General features: G+C 71.2%; 17 protein-coding genes and 1 pseudogene. 9 read left to right on the top strand and 9 right to left on the bottom strand.

The window, feature by feature from the left end; genetic code table 11:
* A partial coding sequence (locus DEJ02_RS16425; protein ID WP_111033820.1) for a co-chaperone YbbN occupies positions 1–390 on the bottom strand: 390 nt, incomplete at its 3' end.
* Between the two features lie 203 nt (positions 391–593).
* On the opposite strand from DEJ02_RS16425, the gene DEJ02_RS16420 reads away from it, so the two are divergent.
* The 3 genes from DEJ02_RS16420 (at position 594) to DEJ02_RS16410 (ending at position 5,420) form a co-directional block, all read left to right on the top strand.
* Positions 594–809 (top strand): DUF1653 domain-containing protein, encoded by a 216-nt coding sequence (locus DEJ02_RS16420; protein WP_258378766.1) that lies wholly within the window; start codon positions 594–596, stop codon positions 807–809.
* Positions 810–886: 77 nt separating this feature from the next.
* Entirely contained in the window at positions 887–4,378 is a 3,492-nt protein-coding gene (locus DEJ02_RS16415; protein WP_111033819.1) for a TM0106 family RecB-like putative nuclease, read from the top strand.
* A gap of 274 nt (positions 4,379–4,652) precedes the next feature.
* Positions 4,653–5,420: a nuclease-related domain-containing protein gene (locus DEJ02_RS16410; protein ID WP_111033818.1), complete on the top strand. Its 768-nt coding sequence runs from the start codon at positions 4,653–4,655 to the stop codon at positions 5,418–5,420.
* 31 nt (positions 5,421–5,451) lie between these two features.
* Here the strand turns inward: DEJ02_RS16410 and DEJ02_RS16405 are convergent, their stop codons facing one another.
* The 5 genes from DEJ02_RS16405 to DEJ02_RS16385 all read right to left on the bottom strand — a co-directional run bounded on the left by DEJ02_RS16405 (position 5,452) and on the right by DEJ02_RS16385 (position 11,965).
* A complete protein-coding gene (locus DEJ02_RS16405) occupies positions 5,452–5,877 on the bottom strand; it encodes an SseB family protein (protein ID WP_146249317.1) in 426 nt (141 codons plus the stop codon).
* A gap of 95 nt (positions 5,878–5,972) precedes the next feature.
* Positions 5,973–6,776, bottom strand: a complete 804-nt coding sequence (locus tag DEJ02_RS16400) for an SDR family oxidoreductase (RefSeq protein ID WP_111033816.1) — start codon at positions 6,774–6,776, stop codon at positions 5,973–5,975.
* A 157-nt stretch (positions 6,777–6,933) separates the two neighbouring features.
* A complete protein-coding gene (locus DEJ02_RS16395) occupies positions 6,934–7,599 on the bottom strand; it encodes a GPP34 family phosphoprotein (RefSeq protein ID WP_111033815.1) in 666 nt (221 codons plus the stop codon).
* Positions 7,600–7,676: 77 nt separating this feature from the next.
* Positions 7,677–8,468: an HNH endonuclease family protein gene (locus DEJ02_RS16390; protein ID WP_258378765.1), complete on the bottom strand. Its 792-nt coding sequence runs from the start codon at positions 8,466–8,468 to the stop codon at positions 7,677–7,679.
* Positions 8,469–8,533: 65 nt separating this feature from the next.
* Complete coding sequence (locus tag DEJ02_RS16385) at positions 8,534–11,965, bottom strand: DEAD/DEAH box helicase (RefSeq protein WP_146249316.1); 3,432 nt, start codon at positions 11,963–11,965, stop codon at positions 8,534–8,536.
* A gap of 122 nt (positions 11,966–12,087) precedes the next feature.
* Here DEJ02_RS16385 and DEJ02_RS16380 point away from each other — a divergent pair, with 122 nt between their 5' ends.
* Together DEJ02_RS16380 and DEJ02_RS16375 are read left to right on the top strand one after the other, a co-directional pair.
* Positions 12,088–12,285 (top strand): hypothetical protein, encoded by a 198-nt coding sequence (locus DEJ02_RS16380; protein ID WP_027465181.1) that lies wholly within the window; start codon positions 12,088–12,090, stop codon positions 12,283–12,285.
* Positions 12,286–12,401: 116 nt separating this feature from the next.
* Complete coding sequence (locus DEJ02_RS16375; protein ID WP_111033813.1) at positions 12,402–13,403, top strand: AraC family transcriptional regulator; 1,002 nt, start codon at positions 12,402–12,404, stop codon at positions 13,401–13,403.
* 45 nt (positions 13,404–13,448) lie between these two features.
* On the opposite strand, the gene DEJ02_RS16370 is transcribed toward DEJ02_RS16375, so the two are convergent.
* Positions 13,449–14,861, bottom strand: a complete 1,413-nt coding sequence (locus tag DEJ02_RS16370; protein ID WP_110865115.1) for an amino acid permease — start codon at positions 14,859–14,861, stop codon at positions 13,449–13,451.
* Between the two features lie 164 nt (positions 14,862–15,025).
* On the opposite strand from DEJ02_RS16370, the gene DEJ02_RS16365 reads away from it, so the two are divergent.
* Positions 15,026–15,526: a DUF427 domain-containing protein gene (locus DEJ02_RS16365; RefSeq protein WP_111033812.1), complete on the top strand. Its 501-nt coding sequence runs from the start codon at positions 15,026–15,028 to the stop codon at positions 15,524–15,526.
* A gap of 7 nt (positions 15,527–15,533) precedes the next feature.
* Here DEJ02_RS16365 and DEJ02_RS16360 read toward each other — a convergent pair whose 3' ends face one another.
* The gene (locus DEJ02_RS16360) at positions 15,534–15,866 is read right to left on the bottom strand and encodes a hypothetical protein (protein WP_146249315.1); all 333 of its coding nucleotides are present in this window, start codon (positions 15,864–15,866) and stop codon (positions 15,534–15,536) included.
* A gap of 90 nt (positions 15,867–15,956) precedes the next feature.
* Between DEJ02_RS16360 and DEJ02_RS18725 the strand changes: the two genes are divergently transcribed.
* From DEJ02_RS18725 to DEJ02_RS16345, 3 genes and pseudogenes are all read left to right on the top strand, one after another.
* Positions 15,957–16,337, top strand: a complete 381-nt coding sequence (locus DEJ02_RS18725) for a hypothetical protein (protein ID WP_071404200.1) — start codon at positions 15,957–15,959, stop codon at positions 16,335–16,337.
* Positions 16,304–16,795, top strand: a pseudogene (locus DEJ02_RS18615) (DUF6264 family protein); the annotation flags it as partial. The gene DEJ02_RS18725 and the pseudogene DEJ02_RS18615, both read left to right, overlap by 34 nt.
* A gap of 96 nt (positions 16,796–16,891) precedes the next feature.
* Positions 16,892–17,326 carry a hypothetical protein gene (locus tag DEJ02_RS16345; protein WP_071404198.1) on the top strand — a complete coding sequence of 145 codons (435 nt, stop codon included), beginning with the start codon at positions 16,892–16,894 and terminating at the stop codon, positions 17,324–17,326.
* 4 nt (positions 17,327–17,330) lie between these two features.
* Here the strand turns inward: DEJ02_RS16345 and DEJ02_RS16340 are convergent, their stop codons facing one another.
* On the bottom strand, positions 17,331–17,951 hold the full coding sequence (locus DEJ02_RS16340; protein WP_111033810.1) for a hypothetical protein: 621 nt from the start codon (positions 17,949–17,951) through the stop codon (positions 17,331–17,333).
* Positions 17,952–18,185: the final 234 nt, after the last annotated feature.

Below are 18,185 nucleotides of genomic sequence, written 5' to 3'. Positions count from 1 at the left end.
GGGTGGGCCTCCGAAGCGGGTGCGGACGGTCCCGGAACCATCGACGAGCAGGACCGTGGGGGTCTGCAGGACGTTGAAGCGGCTCGCCAGTCCGGGGTGCTCGGCGAGGTCGATCTCCAGTCGGGAGACACCGTCGTGTCGGGCTGCGACGGAGTCCAGGTGCCGGGCGGTCGCGGGGCAGCGGGCACAGGTCGGGGTGGAGAACTGGACGAGGGTGGCACGGGTGCCGAACGCCTCGGCGGGGGCGAGGTCGGCGACGGTGCTGGCGGTGCCATCGGCTGAGGTCGTGCTGGGCTTCGCGCGGCCGGTCCTGGAGCGGAGGAGCAGCCCGAGGACGGTGGCGAGGGCAAGAACCCCCGCCAGCACGGCGACGGCCACGATGACGGTCATGATGCGACCGTACGTCGTGGTGCTGTCCGCACGGAAGCACGTGTCCGTTCGTGACGGGGCCGGGCGGTCAGGCGGCCCGGCGCAGCCGTCGCATCGTTCCGTCGGCAGGCGAGCGCCCCGCCAGTGTGGGGACACCTCCGCCTTGAACAGGCATACGTTTCTCGCGTCGGCAGCGGACGGCTCGCCTGCCTACGATCGAGAGTGTGAGCTTCGACGTGACACCTGGGCGGTACCGGCACTTCAAGGGCAACGACTACGAGGTGCTGCTCGTAGCCCGTGACGTCGAGACCGAAGAGCCGGTGGTCGTGTACCAGGCGCTGTACGGCGAACGCGGGCACTGGGTCCGCTCGCTCGCCGACTTCACAGCGCACGTCACGCGCGACGGGTACGACGGGCCTCGGTTCGTGCCGATCGGCTGACCGCCCGGCGACCCGACGGGGTCGGTGTCGGCGCCCACCCATAGGCTTTCAGGGCACCGGAGAGCAAGGGGGAGCGCATGCAGATCGGCGTCGACGTGCACGTGCTGCTCAGCCCGAGTGACCTGAGCACGTGGTCGGCCTGCGAGTGGGCGTTCCTCCGCCGCCTCGACGCCAAGCTCGGTCGTGGGGACGCCCTGCCCGACGTGCACGACGACATGCTCGAGCGCACGGCTCGGCTGGGAGACCAGCACGAGCTCGACTACCTCGACATCCTCAAGCAGACCCGCGCCGTCGTCGAGTTCGACCGTCCCGCACCGCCGGACTACGCACGCGCCGCAGCCGAAGCGCGACAGGCCTTCGCCGACGGTGCCGACGTCCTGTACCAGCCGACCTTCCACGCAGCACCGACCGCCGACGCCCCCGGCTTCATCGGCTTCGCGGACTTCATCATCCGCAACGACCACGGCGAGTACGAGGTCTACGACACCAAGCTCGCCCGCCACGCCAAGATCAGCGCCCTGCTCCAGCTCGCCGCCTATGCCGAGCAGATGCAGGCGCACGGGATTCCCGCCGGTGAGCAGGTGCACCTGGTGCTCGGCGACCGGACGACGACCACGCACGACCTCGCCGACATCGCGCCGGTGTACCGCACGCAGCGCGCCGAACTCCAGCGGGTCATCGCCGAGCGCATCGCGGCAGACGAACCGCTGCGGTGGGGCGACCCGCGCTACTCCTCCTGTGGCCGATGCGCCGTCTGCTCCACACAGGTCGCCGAGCACCGCGACCTCGTCCTCGTCGCCGGCATGCGCCTGGACCAGCGGGCGAAGCTGATCAAGCACGAGGTGCGGACGATCGACGACCTGGCGATCCGCACCCGGGCAGTACCGGGCTTGTCCCGCGCGACGCAGGATCGGCTGGTACGGCAGGCGAGCCTCCAGATCGAGTCGGAAGACGCCCGACGGAAGGGCGCCGACGGGCCGGACCAGCCCGTCAAGCCGCGCTTCGAGGTCCTCGACGCCCGTGCGCTCGACGCGATCCCGGCACCCGACCCGGGCGACGTGTTCTTCGACTTCGAAGGCGACCCGCTGCACACCGAGGACGGCGTGCACTGGGGCCTCGACTACCTGTTCGGCCTGGTCGACGACCGCGCCGAGTTCACCGCGTTCTGGGCGCACACCATCCGCGACGAGCGAGTTGCGCTGGAGCAGTTCCTCGCGTTCATCGAGGCCCGGCGGCAGCAGTACCCGGGCATGCACATCTACCACTACGCGGCCTACGAGCGGACGCACCTGCTGTCGCTCGCCGCCCGGCACGGGGTGGGTGAAGAGGCCGTCGACGACCTGCTGCGCGCCGGGGTCCTGGTCGATCTGTACCCGATCGTCCGGAAGGCCCTGGTCGTCGGCAGCCACAGCTACTCGATCAAGAAGCTCGAACCGCTGTACATGGGCTCGGACCTGCGCGAGAGCGACGTCACGAACGCCGCGGACAGCATCACCGCCTACGTCGACGCGATCGAGGAGCTCCGGAACGGCGACGCGGCCGAGGGGCAGCGGATGCTCGACCAGGTCGCCGACTACAACGCCTACGACTGCCGCTCGACCCTGCGCCTGCGCGACTGGCTCCGCTCGCTGCGCACCGACGACCCCGACGCGGCCGACCCCGCGCTCGAGCTCGAGGTCCCACCGATCCCGGTCGAGCGCGAGCCGAACCCGGTGTACGTCGCGCTCGCCGCGCAGCTCGAGGACGTCGACGCCCTCGACCGCACCCCTGACCAGACCGCATTGGCGCTCGCCGCAGCCGCGATCGACTACCACCGCCGCGAGGCCAAGACCTTCTGGCAGGACCACTTCGACCGCCTGCGGAACCCGGTCGACGACTGGGCCGACACGCGTGACGTCCTGGTCGTGGAGCGGGCGTCCGTCGAGCGCGACTGGGACACGCTGCCGCGTGCCCGCTCGCAGTCGCGGGAACTCCGGTTGTCGGGGACGCTCGCGCCCGGCTCGCGGCTCCGGCCTGGAGGCACGCCCCACCTGGTCTACGACGACCCGCTTCCGCCATCGGTCGCCTCACCGGGCCCCGGGTCGAAGGGCGCGTCGTCGCGCGCCGTGATCATGGACGTGTGGGACAACGGCGATGCCGTCGAGGTCCTCGTGAAAGAGGGACTGCCCGTCGGTGGCGAACCGCACCACGAGTTCCCGGTGGCCCTCGCCCCGTCGGCACCGCCCCGCGCGAAGCCTCAGCCCGAGGCGATCGCGTGGTGGGGTCAGGCCGTGCTCGACGAGCTGCCGGCGATGCTGCCCGACCCTGCGCTCGACCTGCTGCGTCGGGTGCCCCCGCGTGGCCCGATCGTCCCGGTGCAGGGCGACGACACGGTGTCGGCCGTCGTGTCGACCCTGCTCGGCCTCGACCGGTCCTACCTGGCGATCCAGGGCCCTCCCGGCACGGGAAAGACCTACGTCGGATCGAACGTCGTCGCCCGGCTCGTCCGCGAGTACGGCTGGCGCGTCGGGGTCGTCGGGCAGTCCCACGCGACGTCGGAGAACTTCCTGACCTCGGTCGTGAACGCCGGCGTCCCGGCGGACCGGGTCGTGAAGGTGCCGAAGTCCGGCGCGACCGAGGACGAGCTCGACGCCGCGGCCTGGACCCCGGTGAAGAACGGTGCCGCGGTCGCCGCGTTCCTGTCCTCGTCCGAGGCCTCGGGTACCGGCGGTGTCGTCGGTGGCACGGCATGGACGTTCGCGAACGAGTCGACGATCGAGCGCCGTTCGCTCGACCTGCTCGTGGTCGACGAGGCCGGACAGTTCTCCCTCGCACCGACCATCGCGTCGTCGGTCGCCGCGACCCGGCTCCTGCTGCTCGGCGACCCCCAGCAGCTGCCCCAGGTGTCACAGGGCTCGCACCCGGAGCCCGTCGACGAGTCCGCACTGGGCTGGCTCGCCGACGGACAACACGTCCTGCCGCCGGAGTTCGGGTACTTCCTGGCCCGCACCCGCCGCATGGAGCCCGCACTGACCGAGTCCGTGTCCGCTCTGTCCTACGACGGAAAACTCGCCTCGATGGTCTCCGGCCGGCACCTCGACGGCATCGACGCGGGTGTGCACCCCGTGCCGGTCGTCCACGCGGGCAACACGACGTCCTCTGCTGAGGAGGCAGCCCGGGTCGTCGCGCTCGTCGGTGACGTCGTCGGCCGCACCTGGACCGACGGTTCCGACACCCGCGACCTGACCGACGAGGACGTCATCGTGGTGGCGCCGTACAACGCGCAGGGGGCACTGATCCGGCAGGAGCTCGACCGCGCTGGCTTCACCGGCACCCAGGTCGGCACCGTCGACCTGTTCCAGGGCCGCGAGGCCGTCGTGTCCATCGTGTCTCTGGCGGCATCGAGCGCAGCGGACATCCCACGCGGCCTCGACTTCCTGCTCATGCCGAACCGGTTGAACGTGGCGATCTCGCGGGCGAAGTGGGCGGCCTACCTCGTGCACTCGCCAGCGCTGACCACGGGCCTGCCCCCGTCGATCGCGGGCCTGTCCCTGTTGTCCCGCTTCATCGAGCTCGTCCACCCCCGCTGACCCGGCGGGCGAGTCCGCTGCACGGGAGGCTCGACAACTCCGGATGCATGACGGTTCTGGTTCACGAACCCCGGGGATCGTGAACCAGAACCGTCAACGGCGCGAAACCATGGGTCCGCCCGCCGCGCCGTGACGCCAGAACGAGGGCTGGCCGGACCAGACGTCGTCCTGGAACGGTGGAGGCCTGGGGGAGCACACGATCACCGCGGACCGTCCGAGCCCGAAGGGAACGGCGCCGCTGACACTCCGCGCCCGCAAGCCCGGGTACGCCGTGATGCAGCAGTGTCTCGCGATCCAGGCCGACGGCCGCGCACTGACGACCTGGCAGCGGTTCTGGGGGCACGACCCGCTCCGGCCGGAAGCCCGTTCTTGGTTCAAGGGGGCGATCGGCGAGCGGCAGGTCGCGGCGCAGCTCGAGGAACTCGGCCCGGACTTCACGGTCCTGCACGCCGTCCCGATCGGGAAGGGCAGCACGGACATCGATCACATCGTGGTCGGTCCGACCGGCGTCTTCTCGATCAACACGAAGAACCACTCCGGTCACGCGGTCTGGGCGGGCGGACGCACACTGATGGTGAACGGCCAGCGGACGCCGCACGTGCACCGCGCGCTGGCCGAGGGAGAGCGTGCCACCGCACTACTGTCGACTGCAGCAGGCGGTCCGATCCTCGTGCAGCCGATCCTGGTGGTCGCGGCCGCCGAACTCCGGTTCGGCAAGAAGCGGCCGGCAGCCGTGATCCTCGAGCCCGAGCGTGTGGGGAGCTGGATCCGCGGCCTCCCACGTGCGCACTCCGACGAAGCCGTGCGCTTCCTGTCGATGCTGGCGGAGGAACGGGGCACCTGGCACGTCGATGCCGTGGTCATCAACGACACACTCCGCCACGTCCAGCGCTTCGAGCGACTCGAACGTGAGATCGCCGACGCTCGCTCCCGCCGCAGCCTCATGCGCCGGGCTCGGGTCCTCGCAGTCCTGGCCGTTCCGGCGGGTATTCTGCTCGGGTACTGGTGGGCCGTCGCAGCCGCGGCGATGGCGGCTGCCTGACGACGAAGGGTCCGAACTTCCGACGGAGCGGTCAGTCGTCGCTGGTCGGGATGCCGCTCTGCATCTGCACCCGCATCTGGGCGAGGACATCGGCGTGCAGGAAGTTCGCTTCGGCCGCACTCGTGGGGTCGACCACGATGCCGAACTCCTCGGGGAGCGCGGACACGAGCTCGGACATCGGCACCGGATGCCCCTCGGCGTCGGGCAGACCGACGGCGAGTTCGGCCGGGTCGGTGAAGACGGGCACGAACGGCTTGTCCCGGATCATGACGTGGGCGACGCTGCCGGCCTCCGGAGTGCCCGCCGGCTTCCAGGGGACCCACGCCGCGCTGCGCAGGAAGCTCGCGGGCGAGGCGGCCATCCGGCGGCGGAGTTCGGCCGCCGCGGTCGGCGGTGCCTTGTCGACGCCTCGACCGAAGGCTGATCCGTTGGTCTGATCGGTACTCACACCAGCCATGCTGTCACGGTCGGCGGACACGGCGGGGCCGAGCCGCGCCTCCAGGCCGAAGCCCGGCGCACGCGGACGTGCGCCGGGCGGCGGAGGTGACGGTCTCAGTACGCGGCCGACTGCCCGCCGTCGATCGGGACGACCGTCGCGTTGACGTAGGACGCGTCGTCAGACAGCAGGAAGGCGACGACGGCGGCGATCTCGGGGGCCTCGCCGTAGCGCTTCGTCGGGTTGACCTGGATGAACTCCTCGGCGGCCTTGCGGGGGTTCTCCGCATCGAGCTGCTTCATCGAGTTCTCGACCATGGGCGTCCAGATGGCACCGGGGGCGATGGCGTTGATGCGGATGCCGTAGCGGCCGTACTCGACGGCCGAGTTGCGGGTGAGGCCGACGACGCCGTGCTTGGCGGCCGCGTACCCGGACTGGTTGCCGATGCCGCGGATGCCGCCGACGCTCGCGGTGTTCACGACCATGCCGGAACCCTGCTCGCGCATGACCTTGAGCACCTTCTCGAGCCCGAGGAACACGCCGCGCAGGTTGATCGACACGACGCGGTCGAACTCGGCGGCGGTGAAGGACTCGGTGGGGTTCTGCTTGCCCTCGATGCCGGCGTTGTTGAAGAAGCCGTCGATGCGGCCGAAGCGCTCGGTCGTGGCGGTGACGTAGGCGTCGACCTGGGCTTCGTCGGACACGTCGGCGACGGTCGTCAGGACCTGCGCGTCCGGGGTGGCCTCGAGCACGGCGGTCTTCGTCGCCTCGAGTCCCTGCTCGGAGACGTCGACCAGGGAGAGCGCAGCGCCCTCGGCTGCCAGGCGGACGGCGGTCGCGCGGCCGAGGCCCGAGCCCCCGCCGGTGATGAGGACGACGCGGTCGGCGAAGCGGGTGGTGCCGGTGGTGGTTTCGGGCATGGTGGGAGGCCTCCTGAGGTCTTCGACGGTGAAGGGCTCGGGGTCCGCGGTGGGGCAGCGAGTCCGATCGATGCATCTGCATCGAGATACCTAGGCTACACCTGTCGTTTAGGAGTGGAGACAGCAGGCGTCCAGGCGCCCCATCACGCTGCCGGCCTCAGCTCGTCACGATCGACGTCGTCGTTGCCATGGTCGCAGCCATGATCACGACGATCGTCGCGGCCTCGATCTCCTCGAGCACGGCCTTCACCGCCGGGCTCGCCCAGGTACCCGAGGTGATCCCCTTCACCAGGTCCTTGTCGACGGCGCCGAACTGCTTGCGCAGGGTGTTCGTCGCGTCGAGCAGGCCGATGACCGCGGCGGAGAACGGCGTGGGTCCTGCTCGGCCAGCCAGCAGGTCCCCGATGCCGGAACGCAGCAGTGCCTCCGGGGCTCCGTCCCGCTCCGGGTGCTTCGTGGTGGGGAAGAGGCCGAGCACCTTGCCCTGCTCGACGCTGATGATGCCCCTGGCGACGAGGCCGGCGAACACGTCGTCGCGCAGCCGCTGCTTGCCGAGTCGGCTCACCCACCACTTCGCCTTGCGCGGTGCACCGGATGCCGCGATCGACCCGACGACGCCGTCGAGCACCGGGTCGCCCGTGGCGGCGCCGTTGACGACGGTGACCAGGCCGTCCTGTAGCGAGATGGCACCGCGGAGTGCGAGGTCGGCGAGGACCGCACCCGCGAGACCGGTGTCCAGCGTCTGCCCGTCGAGGGACTTGCGGCCGTCGGGCTCGACCTGCAGGAGTGCGAACGCCTGTGGGACCGTGAGTTGCTCAGCCATGCCCGCAGCCTGCCACGCGGGGCGGAGGTGCGCCGGGCCTCCGAGCCGACACCCAGCGGCGCCGGACCCGCCCGACGTCAGCAGGCGTCCAGCACCCGCACCATCGCATCCCGCTCCGCCGGAGCCACCCACAGGCGGTACTTCGCCTTCACCGTGACCTGGTGCTCGATGTAGGTGCAGCGGAACGCCTTGTTCGCGGGCAGCCAGGTCGCCGCGTCGCCGGAGCCCTTCTGCGAGTTGGACCGGCCGTCGACGGCGAACAGGTTGACCGGGTCGTTCGCCAGCGCCTGCCGTTCGGTTTCGGTGAGCCGCTGGGCCCCGGTGCGCCAGGCGTTCTCGAGCGCGACGACGTGGTCGATCTGCACGAGCGTCGAGGTCGTGTTGCCGCGCACGAAGTCCACCGTCGCACCCGTGTACGGCGAGACGAGGGTGCCGGTGAGGACCTTGCAGCGGCCCTCGCGGGTGATGTCGGCGAGGTCGCGGGCGAGGACGTCGTTCCGGGTGTCGCACCCGTTGCGGTCGACGTCGAGCCAAGCGCTGCCGAAGTCACCGGTGCGGTCGTAGCCGGTGCCGGCTGCCTTGCCCTTGACGGGCAGGTCGGCGAGCTGGGTGCGTGCGCGGACCGCGTCGGCGTCGGTTCCGCGACTGACGGTCGGACTGGAGGCGGGGCTCGCCCCCGACGACGCCTGCTGCGGTCCGATGGTGGTCGTCTCCCCGGCAGTGGGGCCGCCCGCAGCGGTCGTGCCCGCCGCGTCGGCGTCCGGTCCGAGGACGCCCGTGGCGTCGAGCGCGTACCCGCCGACGGCGAGGGCCAGGACGACGAGGACGGAGGTCAGGGTGATGCGGCTGCGGCGTCGGCGGGACGTCATGCGGTGGGACTCCAGGTGGTGCGGGGCGGAACGTGGTGCGGGTCGAACGGGGCGTGGGCGGCGGGTCAGGTCAGCAGCGAGCGGATGTCGTCGGCGGTCAGGTCGTCGGCGAACAGGGCGTCGTCGTCGATCATCGTGGCGAACAGCTCGGCCTTGCGCGCGGCGAGGGCGAGGACCTTCTCCTCGATGGTGTCCTCGGCGATGAACCGCTGGACGCTGACCGACCGGGTCTGCCCGATGCGGTGCGTGCGGTCGACGGCCTGGGACTCGGCGGCCGGGTTCCACCACGGGTCGAGGACGAACACGGTGTCCGCCTCGGTCAGGGTGAGCCCGAACCCGCCGGCCTTCAACGAGATGAGGAACGCCGGAGCGGTGCCCTGCCGGAAGCGCTCGATGACCTCCGGGCGCTTGCGGGTGGAGCCGTCGAGGTACTCGTAGCCGATGCCCCGGGCGTCGAGGGCGTCCGAGACCATCCGCAGGAACGAGGTGAACTGGCTGAACACCAGGGCGCGACGGCCCTCTGCCGCGAGCTGTTCGAGTTCGTCGAGCAGCAGGTCGAGCTTGGCGGAGGGGATCGGGGTCGAGCCCGACGTGACGTCCGAGTCCGATGACGCTGACCCGGACGCCCCCGCCGACACCAGTGCCGGCGACAGCGCGAGCATCCGCAGCAGCGTCAGCGACCGGAACACGATCATCCGGTTCTTCGACAGGTCGTCGATCAGGTCGAGGACCTTCAGGCGCTCCCGGTTCAGGGTGCGCTCGTACAGCTCCCGGTGCGCGGGGTCGAGCGTGACCCGGACGACCTGTTCCTGCTTCGGCGGCAGGTCGGCCGCGACGGCCTCCTTCGTGCGGCGGAGCATGAGCGGCCGGATCCGTCGGCGCAGCCGCCCGGTGAGCTCCTGCCGGGCCTCGCCGCGGAGCTCGGGCGAGGCGAGGGGCTTCACGTAGTCGTCGCCGAACCGGGTCCACGTGGACAGCAGCCCCGGCGCGACGATGTGGAACAGCGCCCACAGGTCCGTCAGGCCGTTCTCGAGCGGGGTGCCGGTGATCGCGAACTTCACCGGTGCCTGCAGCTCCGAGGCCACACGGTGGGTCTGGGACTGCGGGTTCTTCACGAACTGGGCCTCGTCGAGCACCAGCGCCGACCACGGCAGGTCGGTCCAGGCGCGGGCGTCGAGCCGGAGCAGCGCGTACGAGGTGACGACGACGTCCGACGCAGCGGCGGTCCGGGCGACGAGCCCCGGGTCCTTCAACGACGTCGAGGTCACCGTCGCGACCCGCAGCGACGGCACGAACTTGGCCGCCTCGGCGGCCCAGTTCCCGACGACCGAGGTCGGTGCGACGACCAGGAACGGGGGTGCGTCGGGCTCCGCGGCACGACGGGCGGCGACCATCGCGAGCACCTGCAGCGTCTTGCCGAGCCCCATGTCGTCGGCGAGCACCCCGCCGATGCCGTGCGTCACCAGGAACGACAGCCACGCGTACCCGGCGTGCTGGTACGGCCGCAGGTCGGCGTGCACGGTGTCCGGCACGGGGACGTCACCCGGGGGAGTCGCCCCGAGCAGCCCCGAGGTGATCGCCTGCCACCGCTCGTCGTGCGAGGTCTCGTCGGCCAGCAGGTCGAACTCGGTCCACAGCCCGGCGTGCAGCGGCGTGACGGCGATCGGCTGGTCGGGCTCCCACTCGTCCAGGTCGCGGGCCTCGTCGATGAGCTCCTTGAGACGGTCGAACGCGGGGTCGGCCAGCGACAGGTACGAGTTGTCGACGAGCTTGAGCCGTCGCTGCCGACCCGCGAGCGCGGTGAGCAGCGGCGTGAAGGGGATCTGCTTGCCGTTGACGCTGACGATGATGCCGAGGTCGAACCAGTCGTGCTTGTCCGACGGCATCGTCGTGACACGGATGTGCGGCCGCCCGCTCAGCCGCTCGTAGTCGAGTCGCTCGCCCTGCACGACCGTGCGGACGCCGAGCGACGGCAGCTCGGGCAGGAACTCGTTCGCGAACACCGCGACGTCGGCCCCGTCGATGGTGCCGTCCTGGAACCAGTCCAGCCCGCCACCGGGTCCGGCAGGGCGGACGGGAGGCCCGGCCTGCGTCGCGTCGTCGGCCGTCGTCGTGGCCGTGGTCGGCTCCACCGCCGCGGCCGGGTCCGCGACGGAAGTTTCGTCGGTGCCCGTCGGATCATCGGCGGCACGGAGCCCGGACAGGTCGGGGAGCGGGCCGTGCAGGGACACCGGGTCCTTCCGGCCGTCGACGTGCCAGCGCCAGTGCAGGTGCACGCGGTCGTCGGTGCGCGGGGCCCGGGCCGGCTCGAAGGTCGCGGTGAGCACGAGCTCCGGCGGGGTGCGCTCCGGCAGCTCCACCGAGCCGTCGGAGCTGACCAGCCCGAGGGCACCGCGCAACCGGGGCGACCAGTCGGCCAGGAACTCGTCGACCTCGGCGGTCGGCACGGTGATCCGGGTGCCCTCGACGAGCATGCGCCGCTGGTCCTCGGGCACCGGCGCCGGGGTCGGGGCGACGGCGACCGTGAACTCGGGGCTCTCGCGGAACACGTAGACGCCGTGGTCGCCGATCATCCGCGCGGCACCGGGCACCACGGGCCGGCCGTCGAGCACCGCACTCGCGCCGATCACCACGGCGTCGTCGTGCCGGGCGACGTCGAGCAGCACCTGCGCCTGCGTGCCGAGGACCGCACCGCCCTCGCGCTTGCCGGTGACGAACGCGATGTCGAGCGCCGCGGCCTGCTGCAGGAGCGGCCAGAGCAGGGGACTCCGGAAGTCGTCGAGGTGCAGCCAGTCGCTCTCACCCGGCAGCCCCGCGAGCTGCCCGGCGCGGTGCAGGGCGGCGAGCTGCAGGAACCAGGCGTGCTGCTCGGCACCGACGCCGAGCCGGTTCTGCGAGTAGGGGAGCGTGCCCCAGGTCAGCTGCCCGCGCACCCAGTTGCCGGCGTCGCTGCGGGTCACCGGCCGGACCCCGAGCCGCACGCTGCGGGACGGCGCCGGCAGGGCGCGGCCGGCGGCACGGGCGCGCGAGGCGAGCTTGGCGGGGACCGCGTCACGCAACTCGAACTGCAGTCCCATCCGGGTGCCCTGCGGGGTGGGCGCCCGCTCGTCGTCACTGGCGAGGCGGGCGAGGTCGTGCCTCCAGTCCGAGGGCGGCGGAGCCGGCGTTTCCGGGCGTGGGCCGGCGTTCGCGGCGAGGGCGCGGGCGTTGATGGTGAGGAGCGCGGCCGCGACGTGCTTGCAGTCGCCGCCGAGCGGGCAGCTGCAGGTGCTGCGGACCGGGCGGACGAAGTCGCCGCGTGCCGGGGTGGTGTCGACGCGGAGTTCGTACGGGTCGTCGGCGGTGCCGGACACGACCGCGGTGACCGTGCCGTCGTCGTCGTGCCAGGTGGCGTCGTCGACCAGGCCGGCGCGGACGACGTCGCGTGCGCTGCCGAAGGTCTGCGGCCCCACGAAGCGGATGACGTCGACGGCGTCGATCATCGGGGCAGCAGGCACGGGACCATCGTGCCAGTCGCCACCGACGATCCGGCCCGCCACCCTGTGCGACGAACATCTGACAGGACTACCGTCCAACTCGGAGCGCGACGACTGCGGTCCACGGAACTGATTGGAAACGCATGCCGGACCGACTGCGGTGGGTACGCGACTCAGCCGACCACTGGAACGGGTGGATCGACGCCGAGGTCGTGTGCGACATCACCCGGACCGACACGTACACCGTCGATTCCCCGGACCACTCGTTGACCGGCGGGCACTCGTCCTTCGAGAGCGCGGCGGCTCAGGTGCACGGCTGGGTGCGCTGGACCGGCCGTTAGGCCGCAGAGCGCAACCCGGTTGTACGTCCACCCGCTGCTCCCTAGCGTGAGAGGGCAGGCCGGGGACCACCCGGAGGTGACCACACCGCTCTGCTCCAGGAGAGAGAGGTGTTCCCATGACCGACACGACCGAGTCGCAGGCGCCCGCTCCGGGTTCCGATCCTGCTGCACGCCCCGCCCAGTCACGTTCGCTCGTCGCCGTGGCCGGTCAGGACACCGACGAAGCCATCAGCTCGCTCGCCGGCATGTACGCGGGCAAGGCCTGGTACTCCCGAGCCCTCGACCAGGACTACTGGTTCAAGTACGTCGGTGTCGGTGACGAACGACTGAGTGTCCGCCGTTCCCAGATGCACGGGTACCTGCGCGGTGACGTCGCCACCGAGGGCGAGGTCGTCGTCCAGTGGCTCGAACGCGGCGAGGCCCGAGTCGACGTCGGCCGCGACGAGGTGCGCATGCAGCCCGGCGTCCCGACGCTGTTCCCCGTCGAGCGCCGGTTCGAGATGGAGTACCAGGACTGGGACCAGCGGCTCGTGCACCTGCGCCGTGACCTGGTGCTCGACGTCGCCGCCGAGGACCACCTGGTCGACGGCACCATGGCGTTCGACACCACGGCCGCGCCGAACCTGACCGCCGTCGGCCTGTGGCGGACCGCCGTGTCCGGCGCGCTCCGTGCGCTGCGCGAGGAGGGCGACGAGTCCCTCGCCTGGCACGAGGCGCAGCGTGACGTCGCCCGGGCCCTGTTCCGCATGTACCCGCTGCAGGCCGAGCGGTTCCCCGCTGGCTACGGCACCCGCAGTGACGGACGGCTCCGCGCCGCGGTCGAGTTCATCCAGGCGCACGCCCACGAGCCGCTCACCGTCGCCGACATCGCGCAGGCCGCGGGGCTGAGCATCCGAGGGATCCAGGAGTCGTTCCAGCGGGCGTTCGAGCGCTCGCCGATGACGTACCTGCGCGAGGTGCGGCTCGGACGGGTGCACGAGGAACTGCGGATCCTGGACCCGCAGGCGACCTCGGTGGCGGACGTCGCCCGGCGGTGGGGCTTCGCGCACATGGGGCGGTTCGCCTCGGTGTACGCGAACCGGTTCGGGGAGTACCCGCGGGAGACGTTGCGGCGCTGAGGGGCGCGCGGGCGTCGGCTGTGCTCGGCGCTTCGTCGGCTGTGCTCAGCGCTTTGCCGGCTCGGCCAGCTTGCTGTGCTTCCGCGAGTACCCGAAGTACACGCCGAGCCCGATCGCGAACCAGATCGCGAACCGCACCCACGTCTCCCACTGCAGGAACGTGACGAGCCACAGCGACGCGATGACGCCGATGATCGGGATGACCGGCATGAACGGCAGCCGGAACTGGCGGTCCAGGTCGGGCTGCCGGTAACGCAGCACCACCACGGCCGAGCACACCACGACGAACGCGAGCAGGATGCCGATGTTCGTGAGCTCGGCGACGACACCGATCGGCAGCACCCCGGCCAGGATCGCCGATGCGATGCCGAGGATCCACGTCACCCGGGTCGGCACGTGCCGCTTCGGGTCGGTCTTCGCGAACCACTTCGGCATCAGGCCGTCACGGCTCATCGAGAACCAGACGCGCGAGGCACCGAGCATGAACGTCACGAGCACCGTGACGATGCCGACGATGGCACCGATCGCGATGACGTTGGCGACACCGCCGAGCCCGACGGACGCGAACGCCGACGAGAAGCCCGACGCCGGGTCGATGTCGGTGTACTTCTGCATCCCGGTGAGCACGAGGGTCGCCAGGACGTACAGCACCATCGAGATGCCGAGGGACAGCAGGATCGCCTTCGGCATGTGCTTGCGGGCGTCGGTGGACTCCTCGGCCGCGGTGGACATGGCGTCGTAGCCGAACACGGCGAAGAACACGGTCGCGGCACCGGTCATCACGCCGCCGAAGCCGAACGGGAAGTACGGGGAGTAGTTCGCGCTGTTGATGTGGAACACGCCGAGCACGACGATGAGCACGACGAGCGCCACCTTGATGCCGACGGCGACGAACTCGAACCGGGCGGCGCTGCGGATGCCGCGCGTGAGGACGAACGCGGTCAGCAGGCACAGCGCGATCGCGAAGACGTCGATCACGTGGCCGTCACCGGTACCGGGTGCGCCGAGCATCCAGGCCGGCAGGTCGATGCCGAACTGACCGACCAGGAACCCGACGTAGCCGGAGATGCCGATCGCGACCACCGCCACGATCGCGGTGTACTCGAGCAGCAGGTCCCAGCCGATGAACCACCCGACGATCTCGCCCAGCACCGCGTAGCCGTACGTGTACGCACTGCCGGCCTTCGGGATGAGCCCGGCGAACTCGGCGTAGGACAGGGCGGCGGCGGCGCTCGCGACCCCGGCGACCAGGAAGCTGATCAGCACCGCGGGTCCGGCGACGCCGTTCGCGACGGTGCCGGCGAGGGTGAAGATGCCGGCGCCGATGATGCCGCCGATGCCGATCGCCGTGAGCTGCCACAGGCCGAGGTGCCGTTTCAGGCCGCCCTCGCCCCCGGCCTCGTCATCGATCGTGTCGATGGGCTTCCGTCGGAACAGGGTGCGTGTCGTCGTCGTCACCCGCCCATGGTGCACCCGGAGGCGACTCCGCGCACGGGCGGAGTTTCGCGCTGGACGACACTTCTCGCGCCGCCGAGCCCGTGAACTGTCGCTCAGCGCGAAAGAACGGCGCGACCCGCCCGCGCACGCGGCTGCACCGCAGGCACCGGGCGTACACCTGGAGCATGCGCCACCCGAAGAGGACCGAGCCCGGCCCCGGCCAGGAGTCCGTCTGGGACTACCCCCGCCCACCCGCCGTCGAGCGGGTCACCGCACGCGTCGTCGTCCGTCTGGGCGGCACGGTCGTCGCCGACACGACCGATGCCGTCCGCGTGCTCGAGACCTCACACCCGCCGGTCTACTACCTGCCGATGGCCGACCTGGCCGAGGGTGCGTTGGCCAAGGCGCCGGGTTCGAGCATGTGCGAGTTCAAGGGGCTGGCGCGCTACTTCGACGTCGTCGGCGGTGACGGGACGGTCGCGAGCCGTGCCGCCTGGAACTACCCGACACCGGTCCCCGGCTACGAGTCGCTGCGGGAACGCGTCGCGATCTACCCGTCGGCGATGGACTCGTGCGAGGTCGGCGGCGAACAGGTCCAGGCGCAGGACGGCGATTTCTACGGCGGCTGGATCACGGCGGACATCGTCGGGCCGTTCAAGGGCGCGCCCGGCACGCTCGGCTGGTGACCCCGCGTCAGCGGTTGGCGTACGGCGACCAGAACGGCGGCGGGAACGCGCCCCCGGTCACGATCACGAGCACCTGCCAGACGAGCATGATGAGCCCAGCCGTCCCGATCACGATGCCGATCCACGACCACACCTGCACGGCCCTGCGACGACCGGCGATCCGGATCGCCCGCCAGCCACTGAGCACGCACACCAGCCCGAACACCGCACCGAGCAGCACGTGCTGCACGGTCGACTGCGCGGGCACGATGATGCCGAGGTAGAACGCGACCGGTCCGAGCACCACCGCGAAGGTCGCCGGAGCTGCCGGCGGTTCGTGGTCTCGAGCGACTGCTCCCATGGACCGCATGTTAGCGAGTGAACCTCGCTTCGAACACGTCCGAGTCGCGCAGCGCGGGCACCCGGTCGCGGGAACGGGCACCATGGAGGCATGCGTTCCTTCTTCCGCGTCCTGCTCGGCCTTGCCCTCGTCGTCGCGGGCACGAGTCACCTCACCTTCGCGCGCAAGGAGTTCACGGCGCAGGTCCCCGAGTTCGTCCCGCTGGACGACGACACGACGGTGCTCGCGTCGGGGGTCGCGGAGATCACACTCGGCTCGGCCCTGGTGCTCGCTCCGAAGCCGGCCCGCCGCTTCGTCGGTTCGGTCGCGGCCCTGTTCTTCACGGTGATCTTCCCCGGCAACCTGTCGCAGTGGGTCAACCGTCGCGACGCCTTCGGCCTGGACAGCGACGAGAAGCGCTTCGTCCGCCTGTTCGGTCAGCCCGTCCTCATCGCGCTCGCCCTCTGGTCGACGCGCGGCCGGCGCTCCTGATGGGCGCGCCCGCGCGGCAGTCCGGCCCGGCCCCCGGGGCGGGTCCTGCGTCGGGTCCCGATCCGCTCGGGTCCGGCCCGGCGCGCTTCGGTCGGGAGGCCCGGCACCCCCTGGCAGGACGCGCTCGCGTCGCGGACGTGGTCGCGTCCACCGCGCTGCTCGTCGTGCTCACGGTCGGTGCGTTGGCAGCAGGGTGGGGGATCAGGCTCATGTCGCTGGCGTTCGTGTCGTGCGCGGCGCCGGGGAACACCTGCAACGAGACGCTGGGGGACTCGGTCGTCGTCGTCGGACCGATCGTCGTGGCGGCGGTGCTGGTCGCGACGATCGCGGTCTGCGTGCTGCGGCTCGTGCGGCGTCGGCTGACCTGGCCGGTGGTGCTCGTCGGCATGGCGGCCATCGTCGCGGTGTTCTTCGCCTCGCTGTTGCTCGTCGACAGCTCGGTCACGCACGGCATCTGAGGCATTCTTCCCTCACAGGCCGCGTTCGTGGAGCGGTTCTCCACAGAACCCGGACCGCGCCTCGGGTGGTGGCTTCCGGTTCGCCACGCTGGAGCCATGCCTGACACCGAGATGCTCGACCGCCTGATCCGTGAACCCGTCCGCACCGACGACGACGTCGTCCGACTCGTCGAAGCCGTCGTCGAACGACCGCTGCGCCGGCAGTGCTGGGTGCTGTTCCTCGACGACCGAGGGATGTCGATCCCGTTCCTGCTGCCGATCGCCGACCTGCCGTACTCCCCGGACGAACACGTCGACGACTTCGCGGCCCTGATCGCCGACATCGTGGCGCAGCTCGGCGCCGTCGACGTCGTGCTCGTGTGGGAACGCCCCGACGCCGACCGGCTCTACCCGGTGGACTGGGAGTGGGTCGACGCCTGTGCCTGCGCCCTCGACGAGCAGTCGGTCCGGCTCCGCGCCCAGGTCGTCGTGCACTCCGGGGGAGCCGCGATCGTCGAGTTCGACGAAGAGACGCAGGCGGTGGCCTCGTGAGCGGTCAACCCTGGGGAGCGGCGTCCGGCACGTCCTGGCCGGTGAGCTCCTCGACGATCGCCTTCGCCTGCGGCCACGACTTCGCGTAGTGGTCCGGGTCGGAGTTGATCTGCACCGCGTGCGCCATCTGCGTCGGGCTCATCGTCTTCCAGCCGGGGACCTTCACGAGCTTCGTGTAGAACATCGTCGCGGCCGTGTACGGGTTCATCCGCTGCTCGTACGTGCCCCAGGCACCGTTGTCGCGCTGCTGGAACAGGCCGCGGCTGTCCGGGCCCGCGGCGTCGCCGTGGTCCAGGTTCACCAGGCTCGACTCGCCGATCGCGGTCATCACACCGACGGCCTGCGTGTGGGGGCCGATGCCGAGCGCCTGGGCGGCTTCGATCACGTGTGCGGCGTTCACCAGGCGGTCCTGGCAGAAGCCACCGACGGGGCCGGCCGGCACGACCATCCCGCCGATCGTCTTCGAGGCGACGGCCGGGCACGCGGGAGTCGGGGTGGCGGCGCTCGACTTCGCGATGCCGGCGAGCGAGTTGACCGCGATCACCACGAGGACGACCACGCCGATGCCGACCGCCACGATCCCGGCGCCGAACACCGAGGCGAGGGTGATGCCGACACGGCGCATGACGGGACCTCTCGAGGGGCTGGGCGGGTGCTGGGCGGGCGGAGCGGGAAGAGCAGCACGAGCGTACGGGCGCCTCCTGGGAAGCGTGCGGCGGCCCGCCGTGGTCGCCCGCTTCACGAGTGACGGTTCTGGTTCACGAAGCGGGGGCTTCGCGAACCAGAACCGTCACGGGTCACTCGTGCGCGGCGGTCACCGGTCGCGTCGGTCGGCCCGTCGACCCCGACGCAGGCGCCA

The organism is Curtobacterium sp. MCLR17_042 (assembly GCF_003234695.1).
GTDB lineage: Bacteria > Actinomycetota > Actinomycetes > Actinomycetales > Microbacteriaceae > Curtobacterium > Curtobacterium flaccumfaciens.
Note: the sequence above shows the minus strand (reverse complement) of the source record. Positions and strands in the feature narration are given on the sequence as shown.

What these genes read in the sequence shown, in the direction of transcription:
- DEJ02_RS16345 (WP_071404198.1), top strand. Translation starts at nt 16,892, where the DNA reads ATGCCTGACACCGAGATGCTCGACCGCCTGATCCGTGAACCCGTCCGC.
- DEJ02_RS16340 (WP_111033810.1), bottom strand. Translation starts at nt 17,951, where the DNA reads ATGCGCCGTGTCGGCATCACCCTCGCCTCGGTGTTCGGCGCCGGGATC.
- DEJ02_RS16380 (WP_027465181.1), top strand. Translation starts at nt 12,088, where the DNA reads ATGCCGGACCGACTGCGGTGGGTACGCGACTCAGCCGACCACTGGAAC.
- DEJ02_RS16390 (WP_258378765.1), bottom strand. Translation starts at nt 8,468, where the DNA reads ATGACGTCCCGCCGACGCCGCAGCCGCATCACCCTGACCTCCGTCCTC.
- DEJ02_RS16415 (WP_111033819.1), top strand. Translation starts at nt 887, where the DNA reads ATGCAGATCGGCGTCGACGTGCACGTGCTGCTCAGCCCGAGTGACCTG.
- DEJ02_RS16400 (WP_111033816.1), bottom strand. Translation starts at nt 6,776, where the DNA reads ATGCCCGAAACCACCACCGGCACCACCCGCTTCGCCGACCGCGTCGTC.
- DEJ02_RS18725 (WP_071404200.1), top strand. Translation starts at nt 15,957, where the DNA reads ATGCGTTCCTTCTTCCGCGTCCTGCTCGGCCTTGCCCTCGTCGTCGCG.
- DEJ02_RS16395 (WP_111033815.1), bottom strand. Translation starts at nt 7,599, where the DNA reads ATGGCTGAGCAACTCACGGTCCCACAGGCGTTCGCACTCCTGCAGGTC.
- DEJ02_RS16410 (WP_111033818.1), top strand. Translation starts at nt 4,653, where the DNA reads ATGCAGCAGTGTCTCGCGATCCAGGCCGACGGCCGCGCACTGACGACC.
- DEJ02_RS16360 (WP_146249315.1), bottom strand. Translation starts at nt 15,866, where the DNA reads ATGGGAGCAGTCGCTCGAGACCACGAACCGCCGGCAGCTCCGGCGACC.
- DEJ02_RS16375 (WP_111033813.1), top strand. Translation starts at nt 12,402, where the DNA reads ATGACCGACACGACCGAGTCGCAGGCGCCCGCTCCGGGTTCCGATCCT.
- DEJ02_RS16365 (WP_111033812.1), top strand. Translation starts at nt 15,026, where the DNA reads ATGCGCCACCCGAAGAGGACCGAGCCCGGCCCCGGCCAGGAGTCCGTC.
- DEJ02_RS16405 (WP_146249317.1), bottom strand. Translation starts at nt 5,877, where the DNA reads ATGGCTGGTGTGAGTACCGATCAGACCAACGGATCAGCCTTCGGTCGA.